Source organism: Verrucomicrobiota bacterium, from assembly GCA_037139415.1.
In the GTDB taxonomy this organism is placed as follows: Bacteria; Verrucomicrobiota; Verrucomicrobiia; order Limisphaerales; family Fontisphaeraceae; genus JBAXGN01.
This window is the reverse complement of the sequence record JBAXGN010000070.1, coordinates 18435-35341: the sequence shown is the minus strand read 5'-3', so window position 1 is coordinate 35341 and position 16907 is coordinate 18435. Positions and strand designations below refer to the sequence as shown.

The following is a 16907-nucleotide window of genomic DNA, read 5'->3' as shown; positions in this document are numbered from 1 at the left end:
TCTGTGCCGCGTCAATCGTTGTCCCGCAGCCGCAAAAAGGATCAAGCACCACGTCACCGGGGTTGCTGCTGGCGCTAATGATGCGTTCAAGAAGAGCCACGGGTTTTTGGGTGGGGTAGCCGAGACGCTCAACAGCCATAGAGTTAAGTGGCGGAATATCGTCCCATAGGTTGTCCAGAATTTCACCTTCCTGCTCATCAAGGTAACGAACAAGATATGGCGTGCCGCTTTTTGACCAGTAAAGCTGTCCGTTTTTATCAATTTCCTGCAATTTTTTGAGCACCATCCGCCAACCGAAGGGCGGGCGAAAGCCTTTATACTCGTATGCAAGGTTTGGCCGTGGTCCCATGCTTTGAGAACGGATGATATTGTCGAGGCGGTAAACCCTACCGCTAGCATCTTTGTGTCGATAATGTGACCGCAAGTATGATTCTTTGTGGGGCTTATATATCGGATGAAGACGATGGGTCACCGATCTCGAGTAGAAAAGAATTATATCAGTGACATGACTAAAGCGGGTCGTGGAATCGCTGTGTGCAGTTGTCCGCTTCCAGGTAATCTCATTTCGGTAGTTCTCTTGGCCCAACACCGCATCAAGGAGCAGCTTGAGATAATGAGAGGCGGTGGGGTCGCAATGGAGATAGAGGGAGCCGGTGGATTTGAGAACACGGCGGAGTTCGACGAGGCGCGGGGCCATCATGGCCAGATACGCCATCATGTCGTTTTGGCCAAGGAACGTGCGGAAGGCCTGCATGACTTCGCTGACTTTGCCCGGCCGGGTGACGAGTTCCTGATAGGTGCGCTCGCTCTCGGTGTTCCAATGCCAGGTGTCTTCAAAGGCGCGGATTTGGCTGGCGGCGGCGGTGCCGTCCTTTTCCTGGAAGAAGGCGTTGTACGTCTGCGCGGAGTTGAACGGTGGATCGAGATAGACCAAATCCACCGACTCGTCCTTGATGTACCGGCGCAAAATATCGAGGTTGTCGCCGTAGAACAACGTGTTTTCCATGCGGGGAGAATGCGCTGCAACCGGGTTATTTGACAACTGAAAAACGCGCCGGAATAAAAAGAAAAACCCCGGAGCCTGAAGCTCCGGGGTTGGGCAGCAACGTGCTGCTAAACTGTTTTACGCCGGGCGGCGCAGGGCCAGGATCAGGGCGTTGATGGTGTTGAACATGGTGCCCAATTCCCAGGCGGTCGGGGGATCGCTCAACGTCCAGTCCATCGTGGCCACGCCGTTGCTGTTGGCGCTGCTGTTGGCAAGGAGGGCCGCGCTGAGGTTGTTCAGGGCAGCGGCTACATTCTGCCAATCCCATTCGGGATTGAAACCCAAACCCAGCAGCCCTGAAAGCGGCTGCGGCGATTGGGACGCCGGAAATTTTGGAGTGCGGTGGCAACTGCCGGGGGAATAGGGGCGGCAGGCGACACCGCTTTGGATTTCAACCGTCCAGCCGTGATTTACCGCCCGAATATTCCATTCCGCATTCCGCACTCCGCATTTCACTGTCCGGTCATCAAACGCACCGGGCCGAGCAAACCGGATTCCATGAGCGCGGTTTTTTGCGTCAGCTTGCGAACATTGGTTTTGGTGAATCGTTTTTCCTCCGGCAGGAACTGATCGCCGATGATGCGGTTGGGCCAGAAGTTGACCACTTCCACTTCGAGCACATTGCCGGATGGCTTCAGCGCGCCCGTGATTTCCACGCGGAACGGTGGTGCCCAGACAATGCCGAGCGGTTTGCCGTTCAAGCGCACCTCGGCCAGTTCGCGCACCGCGCCCAGGTCCAGCCAGGCCCGCCGCCCCGCCACCTGCAATGCGGCTGGGGCAGCGAACGTCTTCTCGTACGTCGCGGTGCCGGAGTAGTATTTGATTCCCGAATCGGGATGCGTCGGCCAACTGATCAATGAGTCGAACTGGACTGCGGCCGGACCGCCCCATTTGGGATCAAACTTTACGATCCAGGGACCGGCCAGTTCGGTTTGTGGTTCCAGTTTCAACTGATTGCTTTTTGCGGTGGCTGGATGTTGCGCGGCGGAGTCGCGGAAGATCACGAACCAGGAACCGTACGGCGAGAATTCCAGCGGCACCACGGTTTGTCCCTCCGCTTGCTCATACGCGTCGGCAAAACGGCGTTCGCCCGTGACGGCATTCCAAATTTCCGGGGCTTTGCCAGACACCCGGAACGCGCAGCGCGCCTCTTCCCAGCGGTTGGACCGGCTGGCGACAAAATAGATGTCCGCCCCATTGACGTTGCGGTGGATGTAATCCAGGTCCGCATTGGGCAGACTGCTGGTGAAACTGCAATCCGGTTTCACGCCATCGGCCTGCAATACTTCGCGGGCGGTTTTGCCCCAGAACACGCGGCCTTTGCCGAAAGCATGTTGCTGGACGCTCTGGCCGTTGCAATCGCCCCAGAGTTCCCCGGCCAGCCGGGCCACCTCGGCATCGCTCTGCGGATAGCCCTGCAAGCCGGTGGCTTCAGTTGGCTTGGGGCCGATGACCGTTGCTCCCGCTGCCACCAGTTCCTTTAATTTGCGCAGCACCGGCAGCGAAATCACGGTCCGGTCGGGCAGCACCAGCACCCGGTAACTCATGCCGTCCGGCAGCACCAGGCGGCCATCCTTGACGCTAAGTCGCGCGATCAAGGCGTCCGCGGTCAGCACATCGTAGTCGTAGCCGGGCAGGACCTTCGCGGGGTTGGAACTTTTGATTTGGGTAAAGTTGGGCACGTGATCGCCATAGTAATAACAGGCATCGGCCACGAACAACCCTTGCTGCAACAGGAATTGCGAGCGGTCCACATAACCCAGAAATGCGCCGGATTTCGGCCACCAAGTGGTGTTGGGGTTGAAATGTGTGCCGGCAAAATATTGTTGTCCCGGAATCCCCATTTCCTTGGGGGAACACACGAAGGCATGCCACACGAGCAGGTTCAAGCCCTCGCACAGCGCATGGTCAAACGCGGGCTTGAGGTTATCCCAGATCGTCTCCTGCCAGTGCGGCCCAATGGTGGTGAAGCCTTCCCCCAGCACCAGGCGGCGGCCATAGGTGTGCGCGGCGGAGGCCGGTTGTTTCAGGAAGAAACGATTCGAGTCGCCAATGCGATGCTCCCAGGACCATGCCCAGAACTCGGACATGGGGGCGTCAACGATGCCCAGGCATTGTTGCGCGTCAAGCGGGACGGCATGCGGGCCGCCGGATTCCGGGTGTATTTGCAGCCCGTGCTTGTGCGCGTTTTCCAGGAAGAAGCCGTAATGATTATCGGCCACCAGGTCGCCGATGGTCCGCCGGAAATCATGCAGAAACCGGTTGCTCACGGGACGACTGTTGACCATGCGCCCGGCCAGCACCGGCAGGAACGGCAGCAGATCGTAACCGCGCCGCTTTCGGAATTCCTCGCGCAGTGTGGGCGTCCAGTTGACCGCCTCCACTTCCCAGCTATCCGTGTGCAGATATTTCAAGGTCCGGCCCAGCCACGGCTTGGCATCGGCGATGAGCGGTTCCACCACCGCATCCCAGTAGCGCTTGAAGGCATCGCGATCCAAGGCATCCACCGCGTAGCCCGCCCAGCCCTCACTGCTCGTGGAGACGGTGGCGTGATTACCAATGGTGCAGCCAAAGCGAAACACCTGCCAGTTGCCTTCCGGGACCTCCCAGCGCAACACCCCATCCGCGCCCAGTTTGGTGGTCAAATCAATAACCCCGGCAGCTTGGGTGTCTTCCTCGCCGGGTTCCGCCGGGAAATCCTGGAATAGCGGGGCGGTGTCGGGCGCGGAGAAATGCAACGTCGTGTGAACCGCTTTCTCCTGCCAGAATTGAATGGGGCGATGGCCCTGCGCGCTGGCTGGCCAGGCACCGTCTTTGCCGGACAATTTCAGCTCGGCGATTTGCACGTTGCGTGGCGACTGCGGGAAGCGCGGGTCGAATGAACTGAAGATCACCAGTCGCACGGCTTTGCCCGTGACGGCGCTGAAACTCACCACCGTTTCCGCCTTCTCCGTGGCAGTGAATACCTTGATCGGGCGGAAGGTTTTGCCGTCATCCGATACCTGAATTTCACAGTCGCGCGGGCCGTAGCCCGGGCGAGGTTGCACGACGAGGCGGTCCGCGCTGATGGCTTGCGAAAAATTCAACTGCACCCAGACGGGCCGCGCCTTGGTCGGCCCCTGGCCCATATCCGAGCCGTTAGAAACCCAGAACGTGTTGGGGTTGCCATCGGCCATCCGCTCCGCGGAATTATTGGCTTGTTCGGAACTGACGGTGAGGCCGGTGAATTCAGTTTGGGTGGCCGCGCCGGCTTTCAGACGATAGGCGACCACGAATAAATCCTGGTAATAGCCGTCCCGCTTTTTGGGCGTCGGTAGTGCTTGTTCAAACTTGGCCGGGCCGGTGGCACGCAGTTCCGTCCAAACCAGTTTCTTGGCGGCGTCCTCGGGCTTGATCATCGGTCCACCCAGGTTCCAGCCGCTCAAAATATTCAGGCTCATTTCCAGCCCAAGCCGGTCCGCCTCGCGCAACGTGTGCTTATAAAGCTCGCGCCAGGCGGGCGTTCCGAAGGTGGGCCCATGCGGCACCTGCGCGTTGCCGCGCTGTTCGGCTCCACCCGCGTCGCAGATCAGCGCGCCGCCAAACCCCTTGTCCTTCATCTCTTCCAGGTCACGGGTGATGGCCTCCTTGGTGACATTCCCATTGAGCCACCACCAATACGCGCGCAGGCGGGCATCCCGGGGCGGATTGTTCCAGCCCTGCTCCAGTTCGCCCGCCGCCGGAATACCAGCGGCCCAGCCGAGTTGACACCACATCGCCAGCAGCCAAAGCGAGGCGAAGGCGAATGGACGACTTGAATTAGTTGTATTCATCATAATTTAATTTTATCCTACTTTCGCTACGTCGATTCCCAACAACCGGCCGAGCTTGTCAATTTTATCCGCGATATGGCCCACCCCTACCGCGCAGTGATGCGCCGGGCCATGCCCATTCCATTCATTGACAAACCGGCGCGCCCCAATGCTGAACCGGTAGCGGCTGTTCGTGTTCCCAATTTCCAGGATCGGACCGGGGACCGACTCGCCTTCCGCAACCAGCAGCTTCAACCGGCCATCCGCCGTTTGCACCACGGAGAGCAGCGTGACCGGCCCGTGCTTCACGGACATCTCCACCGACAACCCGCGTCCTACCTTGCCGTGATAGACCTTTAGCGGGCGCACCTTGATTTTGCCCTGCGAGATGGCGAGATGGCCGGGGCCGTCGTGCCCCATTAGCACCACATCATCGTTCCAATCCATGGCGTAATACTCGGTGAATGAGCCGCCCACGCCGAAGGTATCCATGATCTTCATGGCCTGCGCGTTCTTGATCTCGAACTCGCCAGCCACCGGCACCCCGCGCGCGGTGAGCAGGGAGGTGCCCAGGATGATGGAACTGATGGCGTCCTCATTTTCCGCGTTGCCCGTGCCCATATAATAATAGGCCAGCGAACCCAGATCATGCTCCTTTACCAAACGATCCAGCGCCACCGACGTGCGGGCCGCCCGCGCCAACTCCGCCGGGGGACAATCCGTCTGCACCTCAAACTTCCGGTGAAACTCCGCGACCCGCCGCGCGATCTGCTGGGCGCTGACCTCCCGGCGCAGCGCGCTCAACTCATCCACTTCCACGATTTCCGCATGTCCGCCGAAGCACGCGCATTGCTGCGTCATATCCGAATAAATATCCAGCATCCCGCCATAATAATGGCCCATGAGCCCCAGGCGATTGTGGAACATCACATTGGCCACCCGTGCCGCCTCGATCCAGGCATCCACCTCCTGCCACGTCACCGGGTCGTCGTGCAGGATGCCGGTGATCTGGTGGAACGAAATGCGGGCGCGGTTAAAAACGTTGGCGATTTCCGGCACGGGACACGCCGAGCAATGCGTGAGCCACTCCCCGGTCATCGCGGTGCGGTCCCCCATTCGGTTGAACGCCGCATAATCAATGGCGGCCGCCGGCGACAGGTTCAGGATGATCACCGGCACCTTGGCGCGCTGGACCACGGGCAGCACCGTGGCGGACAGCGCATACGTCGTCACGTGCAGAAAAATCAAATCCACATCCGCCTGGCGAAACGCGTGCCCCGCCGCCAACGCCTTGGGTGGCGAATCAATCAGGCCCAGGTTGACGATCTCCACTCCGGGGCGTTCCAGCCGCTGCTGGACCACCTGGAGATACCCCTCCAACCTGGCCTTGAGCCCTTTGAACTGCGGCCAATACGTGTCCAACCCAATGCCAAACAGACCAACGCGTGTGCACGGTTTCATGCGCCCAATCCTGGCAGGATGCCCGCCCTGAAACAATCCGAAAAACGATTCCGGTGCGTATCCTAAATTTACCATTGCCAAACCACGCAAAAACCCTTCTTATTTGCGCCGCAATCAAGTCATGGCGAACATTCGCCCGACCAATGATCGGTATTAAAATTATGGCCAAAACCAGTGATAAAGTTAGAAAAGTGTTGGTGATCTTGACGAACCGGTTTCAGCGCACCGCCAAACCGAAGTGGTTTGAACTTGAATGTAAAGAGGATGGCTCCATTGTGTCCGAAATCCAACGGAAAAGCCAGCCGCGCAAGGCGATCTATGACGAGGTCTGGGAGAACGACGACGGGAAAACCGAAATCGATTCCTGCAACCGCATGAGCCGCAAGTATAGCCATGCGCTGCAAAAGCCGGAGGCATAGCCGCCGTCCCGCCCGGATTTAATCGAACCACTCGTCGTTTTTGTCAAACGCCGGGATGGCGACAATGTTCACCCGCAGCCGCCCGATGGCCCGGTGGCGGCAGCCCGGTTTGATGTAGATGGCCGTCATGGGCTTTAGCGGATAAAGCTGGCCATCCAGTTCCATCTGCCCCTCCCCCTCGAGCACCAGGTAAAGCTCCGTCATCCGTTTGTGATAATGGGTCCGTGAATCCGCCTGAATATCGGTAATGTGCAGGCTGGCCACACTACCTGAATGGGCGAATGCCCGGCGCGCAAAACCGCAAGGGCACGCCACCGCCCCCAAACTTTCCATCTGTGTCAGCTCAAAATTCTGCATAGGTTTTCGTGTGGTCTAATGGGATTTCGTTGTGCCGGAAGTGGCAAGGCTTGAAAGCCGGAAGTCCGCGAACTTCTTTTTCACGGCTGGGTCCATGCGGAGCAGCGGCGGCCAGGTGCGTTTGAAACCTTCCCCGGGAAGTTTCTTCGTCGCGTCAATGCCCAGTTTGCTGCCCACGGCGATCTCGCTGGTGGCGTGGTCCAGCACGTCTGCCGGGCCTTTGGTGAAGATATGGTCGCGTTGCGGATCGGTGTTGGCGCACAGGTGAAACAGCACCTCGCTGGTATTGTGTACGTTCACGTCCGCATCCACCACCATCAGGTACTTGGTGAACATCATCTGCCCCATGCCCCACAGGCCATGCATGATTTTATACGCCTGCATCGGATAGGTCTTCTTGATGCTGACAAATACCAGGTTGTGAAACGTTCCTTCCGCCGGCAGCGCAATATCCACGATCTCCGGGAAGTTCATTTTGAACACCGGCAGGAACAACTTCACGCTCGCGCCACCCATGTAAAAATCCTCCATGGGCGGGATGCCCACGATGGTGGCGGGATACACGGCATCCCGGCGATGCGTGATGGCCGTGATATGAAACACCGGGTACGGTTCCGGCAAGGTGTAGAAGCCGGTGTGGTCGCCGAACGGCCCCTCCATGCGTAACGGTTCCTTCGGGTCCACGTAGCCCTCGATCACGATGTCCGCGTCCGCTGGCACTTCGAGATCATTGGTTTCGCACTTCACCAGTTCCACGGATTTCTTGCGCAGATAACCCGCCAGCAGAAATTCGTCCAGCCCATCCGGCAGTGGCGCGGTGGCGGCAAACGTGTAGGCCGGATCGCCGCCCAGGAAAATGGCGACGGGCATGCGGGTGCCGCTTTCATAATAACGCCGGCCATGGCGCGCGCCGACCTTTTGCAATTGCCAATGCATACCGGTCGTGCGGTCATCGTAAATCTGGATGCGGTACATCCCCACGTTGCGCTCACCCGTGTCCGGGTCCTTGGTGACGACGCATGGCAGCGTGATGAACCGTCCTCCATCCAGCGGCCAGCATTTCAGAATGGGCAGATTCAACAGGGTCGGGGGCAGGGGAGGGATCAACTCCGGCTTGGAGAATTCAGGCGCGGCGGGCCACGGCTCCGTGCGCGTGTTCGGCGCATTCAATCGGTGGATGACCTCTTTGCACGGGCCGCTGGAAACCATTTTGGGCCGCGCATGGCGCAAATCCAAGGCCATGCCGAGCAGTTTAATGGCGTCCTTGAAACCGGTCGGCGGTTTCGCTTTCATCAGCGCACCCAAATCCGCCGCGACCTCCTCCACCGAGTTGGCGCCCAGGCTCAGCGCCATGCGCTTCCAGGAACCAAGCGTGTTAATGGCCACCGGGAAGGGCGATATTTGGCCGTTCACCGTGGGCTTCTCAAATAACAGCGCTTTGCCGCCGCCGGGCTGCTTCATCTCGCGATCCGCCAGCTCGGTAATCTCCAACTCCGTCGCCACCGGCTGGGTGATGCGCGTCAACTCCCGGGCGCGGTCGAGCGCCTGTACAAACTCGCCAAAAGAATCAAATGCCATAACTGTGCCCCTACCTTAGCGCAGGAACCGGTGGGTGACACGCATTAAAATTTGATTCCCCTCGGCCGGAAAACAGCGTATAGCATCCGTCGGTCGGTCGTGATTGGAATACCGTGTGCGCCCGTAGCTCAATTGGATAGAGCATTTGACTTCGGATCAAAGGGTTGCAGGTTCAAGTCCTGCCGGGCGTACCAGTTCATAAAACTTCGGTAAGGTGCCGTCAAGAAATAAGCTTTGCAGAGATGCCGATGGTATTGGGGTGGCTGGCGAGGCGCGAGCGAGGCGCATCCCCGCAGCGGGCTGACTGCAAGGCGCGAGAGCGCCCAGCCCAGTTTGGGGCAGCAATATCGCAGGACTTGGGAAGTCAAACGAGTGAGCAACGAAGCCAGCCGCCCAAAGACCGAGGCAGAATGTAAATGTTATTTCTTGACGGCACCTAAACCAAGCTTGGCATGAACCGGCAATCTGTTCGTTAGATTCTCCTGTCGTCGTCTCTACGGCCGTTAAAATCGTAGCAGGCAGGTCACGAGACTCTGACTATTTCCGCCGGTCTTCATCCCCTCGGTGGTCGCTGGAGGTTTCCCGCATCCGGCTGCCGCTACGCGCGAAAAACTTCCAAAACTTCGGCCAGAAATCCGCCGCCAACGGCTGCCACTTTGGATAACCCGCCACGACGGCCTCCTGGTCATTCGCTTGTGAACGCAGAAAAAGCGCTCAACATCACCAAGCCAGACCCAAGACGCTGGAATGCAGTGGAGGCATGGAAACATCTTGTTTGATTCTTGTGCAAACCACCAATATCAGGCTTGCGGAAACGGAATAGGATCTGACCTGCAATTGTTTCTGTTTTCAGATCTGTGTTTATCTGTGTTTATCTGTGGTTGAAAAAGTCGTTATTTGACATCATTTTGATGTTGCTGTACATTTAACTCATGGTTAGAACGCAAATCCAATTGCCCGATGACATGTACCGTGACCTCAAGTCGTTGGCGGAACTGCGCGAATGGACTTTGGCCGAGACCATTCGCCGCGCCGCCGAGCAATTCCTGGATCGCTATCCCAAAGCCGATGCGGTGTGCAAGGAATGGAAATTGCCGGAGCCGATGGACTTGGGCTGGCGCGGACTGACCCACGAGCAAGTTCGCGAGGCCATCCTGGAAGACCAGGAAGCGCGCTTGCCGGGGGATCACACCGCATGATTTCATTCGACGCCAATCTGTTGTTGTACGCCAGCAACACCGCCAGCCCATTCTACGCCAAGGCCAAAGAATTTTTTGAAGCGCTATCACCGCGCGAAACGGTGATCGTTTCCGAACTGGTGCTGACGGAGTTTTACACCTTGCTGCGCAACCCGGCGGTGCTAACCCATCCGCTGAATCCTGCGGCGGCGGCGGCCGTCATCCAGGCCTATCGCCGTCACCCACGTTGGTTGCTGGTCGGTTTTGCCACCGATAGCGTGGCGTTGCACCAGGAACTATGGCAATTGGCATCCCAGGCGAATTTCGCCCGCCGCCGCATTTATGATACCCGCCTGGCGCTCACCCTCCGCCATCACGGCGTCACCGAGTTCGCCACCGCCAATGTGAAGGATTTTCAGGCGTTCGGGTTTAAAAAAGTGTGGAACCCGCTGATGGGGAATTTGTGAATGCGGATTGCGGATTGCGGATTGCGGAATGGAGGGCAGAATGGACAAGTCACAGACGAAATGCCGATAGGCAACCGGGGAAATTTAGGATTTCGGATTTAGGATTTAGGATTTGGGCGGCGATGGCTTTATGGTTATCTGAAATCATAAATCATAAATTCTAAATCCTAAATCTTGGTCCTAAATCCTAAATAACTTGATGGCTGATAACTGGTCACTCAAATTTTTTCCCTCCCGGAGGGAACCAGCTTCGCGGGACTCATGTTATTCTGATCCCATGAATGCTATCAATAGATACAGTTCGCAGCCAGCCACCGGCGATTTCCAGTCGCCCGGTTTGGCCATTCTATCTCCTTGCTCCAAGCTCCTATCTTCCTGTCATGTTCGGCCTCCCATATTTATGCCGGTTCATTTTTCTGCAAAAAATTTCAGCATTCGGATTTGTTCGTCGTTCGCGTCAATTGGCGTGATTCGCGGGCTGCAGTCTTCGGCCTTATTCCATCCTGTCCATCCTGTCTTCATTTCCCTGCAAAAGTTTTTCGGGCTCGGTCTTCGGACGTATCGGCTTCTCATCCGCGCCATCCGCAGTCAAAGAATTGTGATAAAAATTTCATTTTATCACATTTTTATCACAAAATGTGTGAGAAATTCTATTTCATCACAAAAACATCACAATTTTCAAAACTACCCCGCCAACCCTCGTCGTAGCCGCCGACGTGAGTCGGCGCAAACGAATCAACTTCCTATCTGGCAGAAACTTAGGAACCAATCTCCCACATCAAACCACCTCACTGCACCACCCGTACCGGTGTAATTTTGGACTACTTTTGGAGTGCTTTTTCCCAGCATTCTAGCTCCTGACTCCAAGTTTCTATCTTCTGGCCTTCATCTTTTTGCCAGTTCATCTTGTTTATCTTGTCCATCCTGTCCATCGGTGGTCAAAACTCTACCTTAGACATTATTTTGATGGAGTGGTAGATTTCCATTATGGTTAAGACGCAAATCCAACTGCCGGACGAGCTTTACCGCGAAGTGAAGCGCTTTGCCGCCAAGCGTGAATGGTCCATGGCGGAAACCTTCCGCCGCGGGGCGGAACGTCTCATCAGCCTCTATCCTCAGGAGACGGATACGGAGGAGACTTGGGCTTTTCCACCCCCCGGAGATTGCGGCCCGTTTCTTGCCCCGCCCGAGCGGTGGACCGAACTGGCGCATGAGGATTGAGCGTTGTGCCAACCCAGGCGCCAACTCCCCCTGCTTTCGTTTGACACCAACCTGATAAGTTACACCGTCCCAAATTCCCGCCAGGCGTCGCGGAAATCGCACAGGGTTTCCCAGCGGGCATCAATGGGGGTGTTGCAGCTTGCGGATAGCATGAAACGGTGGGCAAACGGGCGCATTTGATCCGCCAACTGCCTGGTGTATTCAAAGACGTCCGCGCGGGTTTTCAAATTGCGCGTTTCCATGGCGCTGATGCCACCAGTGATGAGGAAGCGATCCCGGGTCATCTGCATAGCCTCCAAAAGGGTGACATCGCCCAATGGCGGAAAGGCCACTCCTTCCAGGCCGTCCACGCCCAGCGCGTCAATGCGTTTGAGGTTGACCCGTTGGCGTCCGCAGGCATGGATGAAAAAGGTGCTGCCGTATTCGTGGCAGAGGCGGCTGGCCTTTTCGTAAAACGAGGCGCTGAACCGGTCCACGTAGGCCGGGGTATGAAAGGCCGCGTCCAGGTTGTCCATGGCCATGATGGCTGGCACCCCGGCCGCCGCCATTTGCCGGATCAAATCCAACTGGGCCGATTCATGCCGGGCCAGGATTTCCCGCACCTGGTCGCCATGATCCATGATCAGGAAAGTGGTGTTGACCGCGCCCACCAACAGGTGCAGCAGTTTCAATGGACTGAAGACCTCGCCGGCGACCACCACCCCGTCCTTGCCCACCGCCGCGCGGCTGGCCGCATACCGTTCCGGCACAAAACGCCAGCGCCGGCCCGCCACCAATTCCTCCAGCGCCGCCAGTTGGGTGTCCAGATTGTCCACCGCGAACTGCTCTTGCACGAGGGTGGATTCCGCGAACACATACCGCTGCCGTTCCGTCAGGGTTCCCTTGCGGGTCTGGTACGTTTTGACAAGGAGCCGGTCTTTTCCCTCGAAGGTTTCTTCCACCCGCGTATCCACTCCGGTCCACACTTCATCGCACAACCCGCCAAACCAACCGCGCTGTTCGTCGCAATAGACGTTCCGGCTGAAGACCTCCAGCCCGAGCTGCCGGATCAACTCCAGTTGGGAGCGGCAAGACCGGATGTCACCGGGCAGGTGGCCGTGGTTGCGCTGGTGTACATACCACTGCCAGTAATTCGGCGCATAGACCAAACGCGCCGGGCGCTGGCGCTTCAGCACGGTCAGCACCGCATCCTGCGGAGTGGAGAGCCCCATGGCGGATTGCGCTTCGGTGTTATGCCCCCGGTAGCGCGGCCGCGCGTTTTTCCATGATCGCGTCCACGATTTTCTTTGCCAGTTCGGGCTTTTCCGCCAGCGCTTTTTGTGCGGCATCCTTGCCTTGGCCGATCAGTTCCCCGGCAAATTGCAGCCACGCGCCTTTCTTTTCTACCACGCCGTGTTCAATGGCCACGTCCAGGATGCTGCCCTCCTTGTTGATGCCGTGGTTGAAGATGATGTCGAATTCAGCCTCGGAAAACGGCGGGGCGACCTTGTTCTTGACGACCTTGACTTTGACATGGCTGCCCATGGCGGCGCCGGCGGCATCTTTGATGGTGTCTTTCCGGCGAATATCCAGGCGGACGCTGGCGTAGTATTTCAGGGCCTTGCCGCCCGGGGTGGTTTCGGGGCTGCCGAACATGACCCCGACTTTCTCGCGCATTTGGTTGGTAAAGACGCACGTGGTGCGGGCCTTGCTGAGAATGGAGGTGAGCTTGCGCAGGGCTTGGCTCATCAGCCGGGCCTGCATGCCCATGGTGGCCATGCCCATCTCGCCTTCCAACTCCGCCTTGGGCACCAATGCGGCCACCGAGTCCACGACGATGACATCCAGCGCATTGGAACGCGCCAGCGTCTCGCAGATACTCAGCGCCTCTTCGCCGCTATCCGGCTGCGAAACCAGCAAGTCGTCCAGGTTGACGCCCAGCTTCTTGGCATACGCCGGGTCCAAGGCGTGTTCAGCGTCAATAAAGGCTGCCAGGCCGCCGACTTTTTGCGCGTTGGCGATGACGTGCAGCATCAACGTGGTTTTACCCGAGGATTCCGGCCCGTAGATTTCAACCACGCGCCCGCGCGGGATCCCGCCCACCCCGAGGGCAAAATCCAACGCCAACGCCCCGGTGGGGATCACCTCAATCTTGACCAATGCCCGGGCGTCGCCCATGCGCATGATGGCACCGTCGCCAAACGATTTATGGATGGTGGAAATGGCGGCATCCAGGTCGCGCTGGCGGGTGGCGGAGAGGGCTTTGGCCTCAGCGGCCTTGGTGTCGGCGGCGGGAGTTTTCTCCGCAGTTTTTTCGGTGGTTTTGGCAGCCATAGTCAGTTGGTATTCGTATTCGTTAAATTCACTCTGTTATTGTCCCCCCCGTAATAATGAATTGCCGGTGCCGCGTCAACTGAATCAAGCGTGGAAATGAAAATAGTACCGCAGGTTTCCAAACCTGCTGTGTCGCCGACTTCCCAGTCGGCTTACCGTCATCCCCCCCACCGCCCACATCCTACCAAGTACCCGTAGACTGAATCCGCCCCCCGTACCGCAGGCTTCCAGCCTGCTGCCTTGCGCCGCTTTGGCAGCAGCGAAAGGGATTGCCGGAGCGCAGCGACGGCAAGGCCCGCAGGGCCGAACGAGCGGGAGCGAGTGAGCCAATCGCCGACTTCCGTTGGCTTCCCTCCGAATCCCCCCAGGAATTGTTGATTGCAACGGTGCGATGACACCGTGTGAACGGCGCTACCTTTTTTAAGGTAATCTGTCTGGTTGCCGTATGCCCAGAAAAGTTTATCATCGTACTCGTTCGTTGCCTCAGCGGCCTGACTGCCGGGCCGGGTGCGAAAAGCAGAGTGCAATCAAAACAACCAGGCGGCTCCTCGGAGCCGCCTCTTCTCTGGCGGGCGCGGGACCAGTGTGCCCGCGTGGTGGGGGGCAGGTCTGCTCCCGCCGCAAAAAGGATCAACGGCCTCCGCCATCACTTTTGCCCGTTCGCGTGAATGGGCCGGCGGTCTTCAGCCTGTCCATCCTGTCTTCGGTCTGATCCGTGTCATCCGTGTCATCCGTGGTTAAAATCCCAGGTCTTCATCTTTCTGCCGGTTCATTTTTCCGCCATCAGGCCAACGGTCAACCCGCCGGCCTCGTTGCGGATGCGCGCGGCGACGACGGTTTTGTTCGTGCTCAGAATCGCCATCTGGTAAATGTATCTTTGCTTTGATCAGCCCTCTATCGCGGAATAATCTCCCGCACCACCACTCCTCGCTCAGTCTCGCTTACATAGGCCGCGTAGAGTCGGTTGCCGACCTTGAGGACATCGGGCCACATCCCGCCGTCGCCACGTTTCGTCAGGTCAATCGTCTCGATTTCCTCAAAATTCTCGTCAAAAATCCCGAGCCGCACGTTCGCTTCCGCCCTGCTCTCCGCTTGTTCGCCGGGGCCGGGAATGTAGCCGCGGGTGACGGAGGCGTACACGATGTAGGTTCGCTCGCCATCGGTGCAGCTCCCGGTGCACCAGAAATTGTCGCGGTCGGTATCGGAAAGCGGCCCCTTTGCATCCACGAACCGGAGCTTCGCATCGTAGCGCAGCACGAAGATCTGGCGCGCGCCCACTGATTCGCCGAGCGCGAACTTCGCAACATTTCCGATCGGGGTGTGCACCGCAAGGCAGTGGTACCCGCCCGCCTCGAACTGGCTCGTCCCCAGCCCCCAGAATTGATTGCGCACCGCCGCCCCCGGAATGTCGGCCGTGAGATTCTCCTCGCCGATCGGTTTCAGGTTCAGATCAAAGATTCGCAGGTGTATGCCGCGCGCCTGCTTCGGATCGGGCGGAATGTTCTGCTCTCCGCTGCGGGGTGAGCGCCACGGCCCGTTCTCTCGATACTCGCCCGCCGCATACACCTTGCCTTGGATGACTTCGATGTTCTGGTCCAGGATCATGTCCGTTCCGCTCGTGTGAAACACCTCCGTCTCGGCCACCAAGTTGAAATCCTTGTCGTACTTGCGTACCTGTCCGGCGCCACCCGGAAGCATTGCATAGTGATATACAAAATCGCCAGCCGCTGTGAGATCATGGTCCACCCAGCGGGTTTCTGGCGGCTTCAGTTGCTTCTCGAAGCCGTCGGGCTTCAGTTCCCCGTCCAACCGCACTACCCAGGATCGGTCCCCGACCGAGAGGAAGACGTGAAGACGACCGCCCACGTGCAGCAACCGGGGAAAACCGCCATGGCCCACCCGCGTGAGGCGGCCCATGGTGACGCTCTTGGGCGTCTCGTACGTTTTGCATGCGTGCTTTGGTGCCTTGGCGGAGTCATAATCCCGCATATACTCAAGATAAGCCTTGCGGTCACCCCCCGCCCGCCCGCCGCCCGGACGGAGTTCGCCTGGCCTGGTTGCGACCATGAGCCAGCGTCCATCGGCGGTGGCCGCCACGCCCGGATCGCTTCCCCCGCCGGGCGAAGTTCCGCCGTCGAGCGTCCAGGTCGCCCCATCCGACGATGTCGCCGACCAACCGCCCCTCATGCCGCTGCCGTAGAAGCGCAGCTTCTCCCCAATATTCACGGCGCATCCGAGCCAGGTGCCTTCCATGGCCAGTTTCACATCCTCTCGACGCTCAAACTTTAACCCATCGGTAGAGACCGCGTGATACGCATAGCCGTCCTTCCGCTGCACGGGGGAATAGAGGTGCCACGTGCTGCCCAACCGCGCTGCGGCGCAATCAATGACGAACTCACGGTCCACGCCGAAACGCATTCCCGGCTCAAATCGCCACGTCACCGCGTCGTCCGAGATCGCAGAGTAGATGCCGGGCGGCGACTCCTTGGTCGCCGGCCCGCCGCGCTTCCCGGCGACGCTCGTAAAGTAGAGCCGGAAGCGCCCGTCCTCCAGGAGCACGATCGTCGGATCGAAGGGGCGCATCAGGGTGTTCGGAAATTCCTCGACGGCGATCGTGCGCGGCGCGCTCCAAGTGCGCCCCGCGTCCTCGGAAAGGCAGACGACGACTCGATCAAACGCCCGATCGTCATGCTGGGGAAACCACTGGAAGAGCGCGATAAGACGCCCGCGCTTGTCTGCGATAAGCGTGGGCACCCCCGCCCGCTCGACCAGCTTTTTCACTTTTGTGAAGCGAAGCCCGTCGGTGGATTCATAGAGCCAGGCGTCACCGTCCCACGGCCCTGGGCGGTTGCGACCCTGGGGCGCGCCGTGTGGCAACATCTGGCCACCAACGCGCGGCGCATCAATGGGCACTTGCGCACCCGCCAACGCACCCAGTGCAGCCACCACCAACGCTCCGATTGCTCTGCCCACCCTCTGCATTTTCATGGTGAAGAATTGCGTCATGACCGGAATGTGTGTTTCCACCCGCGTTTCACCGCGGGTTGCCGACCACTGGTTTCGGAGGGTATTCATGT

General features: G+C 58.7%; 13 protein-coding genes and 1 tRNA gene. 5 read left to right on the top strand and 9 right to left on the bottom strand.

Annotated features, from left to right (window positions below):
• The 4 genes from WCO56_13775 to WCO56_13760 all read right to left on the bottom strand — a co-directional run.
• Nucleotides 1-1006 (bottom strand): DNA methyltransferase (locus tag WCO56_13775; GenBank protein MEI7730638.1); only part of this gene is annotated, 1006 nt, incomplete at its 3' end.
• A 117-nt stretch (nt 1007-1123) separates the two neighbouring features.
• The gene (locus WCO56_13770; GenBank protein MEI7730637.1) at nt 1124-1489 is read right to left on the bottom strand and encodes a hypothetical protein; all 366 of its coding nucleotides are present in this window, start codon (nt 1487-1489) and stop codon (nt 1124-1126) included.
• An 8-nt stretch (nt 1490-1497) separates the two neighbouring features.
• Nucleotides 1498-4860, bottom strand: coding sequence for a glycosyl hydrolase (locus WCO56_13765; protein MEI7730636.1), 3363 nt, complete (start codon nt 4858-4860; stop codon nt 1498-1500).
• Nucleotides 4861-4869: 9 nt separating this feature from the next.
• The gene (locus WCO56_13760) at nt 4870-6297 is read right to left on the bottom strand and encodes an arabinose isomerase (protein MEI7730635.1); all 1428 of its coding nucleotides are present in this window, start codon (nt 6295-6297) and stop codon (nt 4870-4872) included.
• A 161-nt stretch (nt 6298-6458) separates the two neighbouring features.
• On the opposite strand from WCO56_13760, the gene WCO56_13755 reads away from it, so the two are divergent.
• Complete coding sequence (locus tag WCO56_13755; protein MEI7730634.1) at nt 6459-6716, top strand: hypothetical protein; 258 nt, start codon at nt 6459-6461, stop codon at nt 6714-6716.
• Nucleotides 6717-6734: 18 nt separating this feature from the next.
• Here the strand turns inward: WCO56_13755 and WCO56_13750 are convergent, their stop codons facing one another.
• Nucleotides 6735-7073, bottom strand: coding sequence for a cupin domain-containing protein (locus WCO56_13750; protein ID MEI7730633.1), 339 nt, complete (start codon nt 7071-7073; stop codon nt 6735-6737).
• Between the two features lie 15 nt (nt 7074-7088).
• A complete protein-coding gene (locus tag WCO56_13745) occupies nt 7089-8651 on the bottom strand; it encodes a UbiD family decarboxylase (protein MEI7730632.1) in 1563 nt (520 codons plus the stop codon).
• Nucleotides 8652-8768: 117 nt separating this feature from the next.
• On the opposite strand from WCO56_13745, the gene WCO56_13740 reads away from it, so the two are divergent.
• The 4 genes from WCO56_13740 to WCO56_13725 all read left to right on the top strand — a co-directional run bounded on the left by WCO56_13740 (nt 8769) and on the right by WCO56_13725 (nt 11517).
• Nucleotides 8769-8845 (top strand) — tRNA-Arg (locus tag WCO56_13740).
• A gap of 738 nt (nt 8846-9583) precedes the next feature.
• Entirely contained in the window at nt 9584-9850 is a 267-nt protein-coding gene (locus WCO56_13735; GenBank protein ID MEI7730631.1) for a CopG family transcriptional regulator, read from the top strand.
• Nucleotides 9847-10296 carry a TA system VapC family ribonuclease toxin gene (locus WCO56_13730; GenBank protein ID MEI7730630.1) on the top strand — a complete coding sequence of 150 codons (450 nt, stop codon included), beginning with the start codon at nt 9847-9849 and terminating at the stop codon, nt 10294-10296. The genes WCO56_13735 and WCO56_13730 overlap by 4 nt, the downstream gene beginning before the upstream one ends.
• 987 nt (nt 10297-11283) lie before the next feature.
• A complete protein-coding gene (locus WCO56_13725; GenBank protein MEI7730629.1) occupies nt 11284-11517 on the top strand; it encodes an antitoxin in 234 nt (77 codons plus the stop codon).
• A gap of 59 nt (nt 11518-11576) precedes the next feature.
• Here the strand turns inward: WCO56_13725 and WCO56_13720 are convergent, their stop codons facing one another.
• The 3 genes from WCO56_13720 to WCO56_13710 form a co-directional block, all read right to left on the bottom strand.
• The gene (locus WCO56_13720) at nt 11577-12728 is read right to left on the bottom strand and encodes a uroporphyrinogen decarboxylase family protein (protein ID MEI7730628.1); all 1152 of its coding nucleotides are present in this window, start codon (nt 12726-12728) and stop codon (nt 11577-11579) included.
• A gap of 19 nt (nt 12729-12747) precedes the next feature.
• Nucleotides 12748-13830, bottom strand: a complete 1083-nt coding sequence (recA, locus tag WCO56_13715; GenBank protein MEI7730627.1) for a recombinase RecA — start codon at nt 13828-13830, stop codon at nt 12748-12750.
• An 894-nt stretch (nt 13831-14724) separates the two neighbouring features.
• Nucleotides 14725-16905 carry a sialidase family protein gene (locus WCO56_13710; GenBank protein ID MEI7730626.1) on the bottom strand — a complete coding sequence of 727 codons (2181 nt, stop codon included), beginning with the start codon at nt 16903-16905 and terminating at the stop codon, nt 14725-14727.
• Between the last annotated feature and the right edge of the window lie 2 nt (nt 16906-16907).

Bases quoted from the DNA above. Each gene is read 5' to 3' on its own strand.
- WCO56_13765 (MEI7730636.1), bottom strand. From the start codon at position 4,860: ATGATGAATACAACTAATTCAAGTCGTCCATTCGCCTTCGCCTCGCTT.
- WCO56_13760 (MEI7730635.1), bottom strand. From the start codon at position 6,297: ATGAAACCGTGCACACGCGTTGGTCTGTTTGGCATTGGGTTGGACACG.
- WCO56_13755 (MEI7730634.1), top strand. From the start codon at position 6,459: ATGGCCAAAACCAGTGATAAAGTTAGAAAAGTGTTGGTGATCTTGACG.
- WCO56_13750 (MEI7730633.1), bottom strand. From the start codon at position 7,073: ATGCAGAATTTTGAGCTGACACAGATGGAAAGTTTGGGGGCGGTGGCG.
- WCO56_13745 (MEI7730632.1), bottom strand. From the start codon at position 8,651: ATGGCATTTGATTCTTTTGGCGAGTTTGTACAGGCGCTCGACCGCGCC.
- WCO56_13735 (MEI7730631.1), top strand. From the start codon at position 9,584: ATGGTTAGAACGCAAATCCAATTGCCCGATGACATGTACCGTGACCTC.
- WCO56_13730 (MEI7730630.1), top strand. From the start codon at position 9,847: ATGATTTCATTCGACGCCAATCTGTTGTTGTACGCCAGCAACACCGCC.
- WCO56_13725 (MEI7730629.1), top strand. From the start codon at position 11,284: ATGGTTAAGACGCAAATCCAACTGCCGGACGAGCTTTACCGCGAAGTG.
- WCO56_13720 (MEI7730628.1), bottom strand. From the start codon at position 12,728: ATGGGGCTCTCCACTCCGCAGGATGCGGTGCTGACCGTGCTGAAGCGC.
- recA (MEI7730627.1), bottom strand. From the start codon at position 13,830: ATGGCTGCCAAAACCACCGAAAAAACTGCGGAGAAAACTCCCGCCGCC.
- WCO56_13710 (MEI7730626.1), bottom strand. From the start codon at position 16,905: ATGAATACCCTCCGAAACCAGTGGTCGGCAACCCGCGGTGAAACGCGG.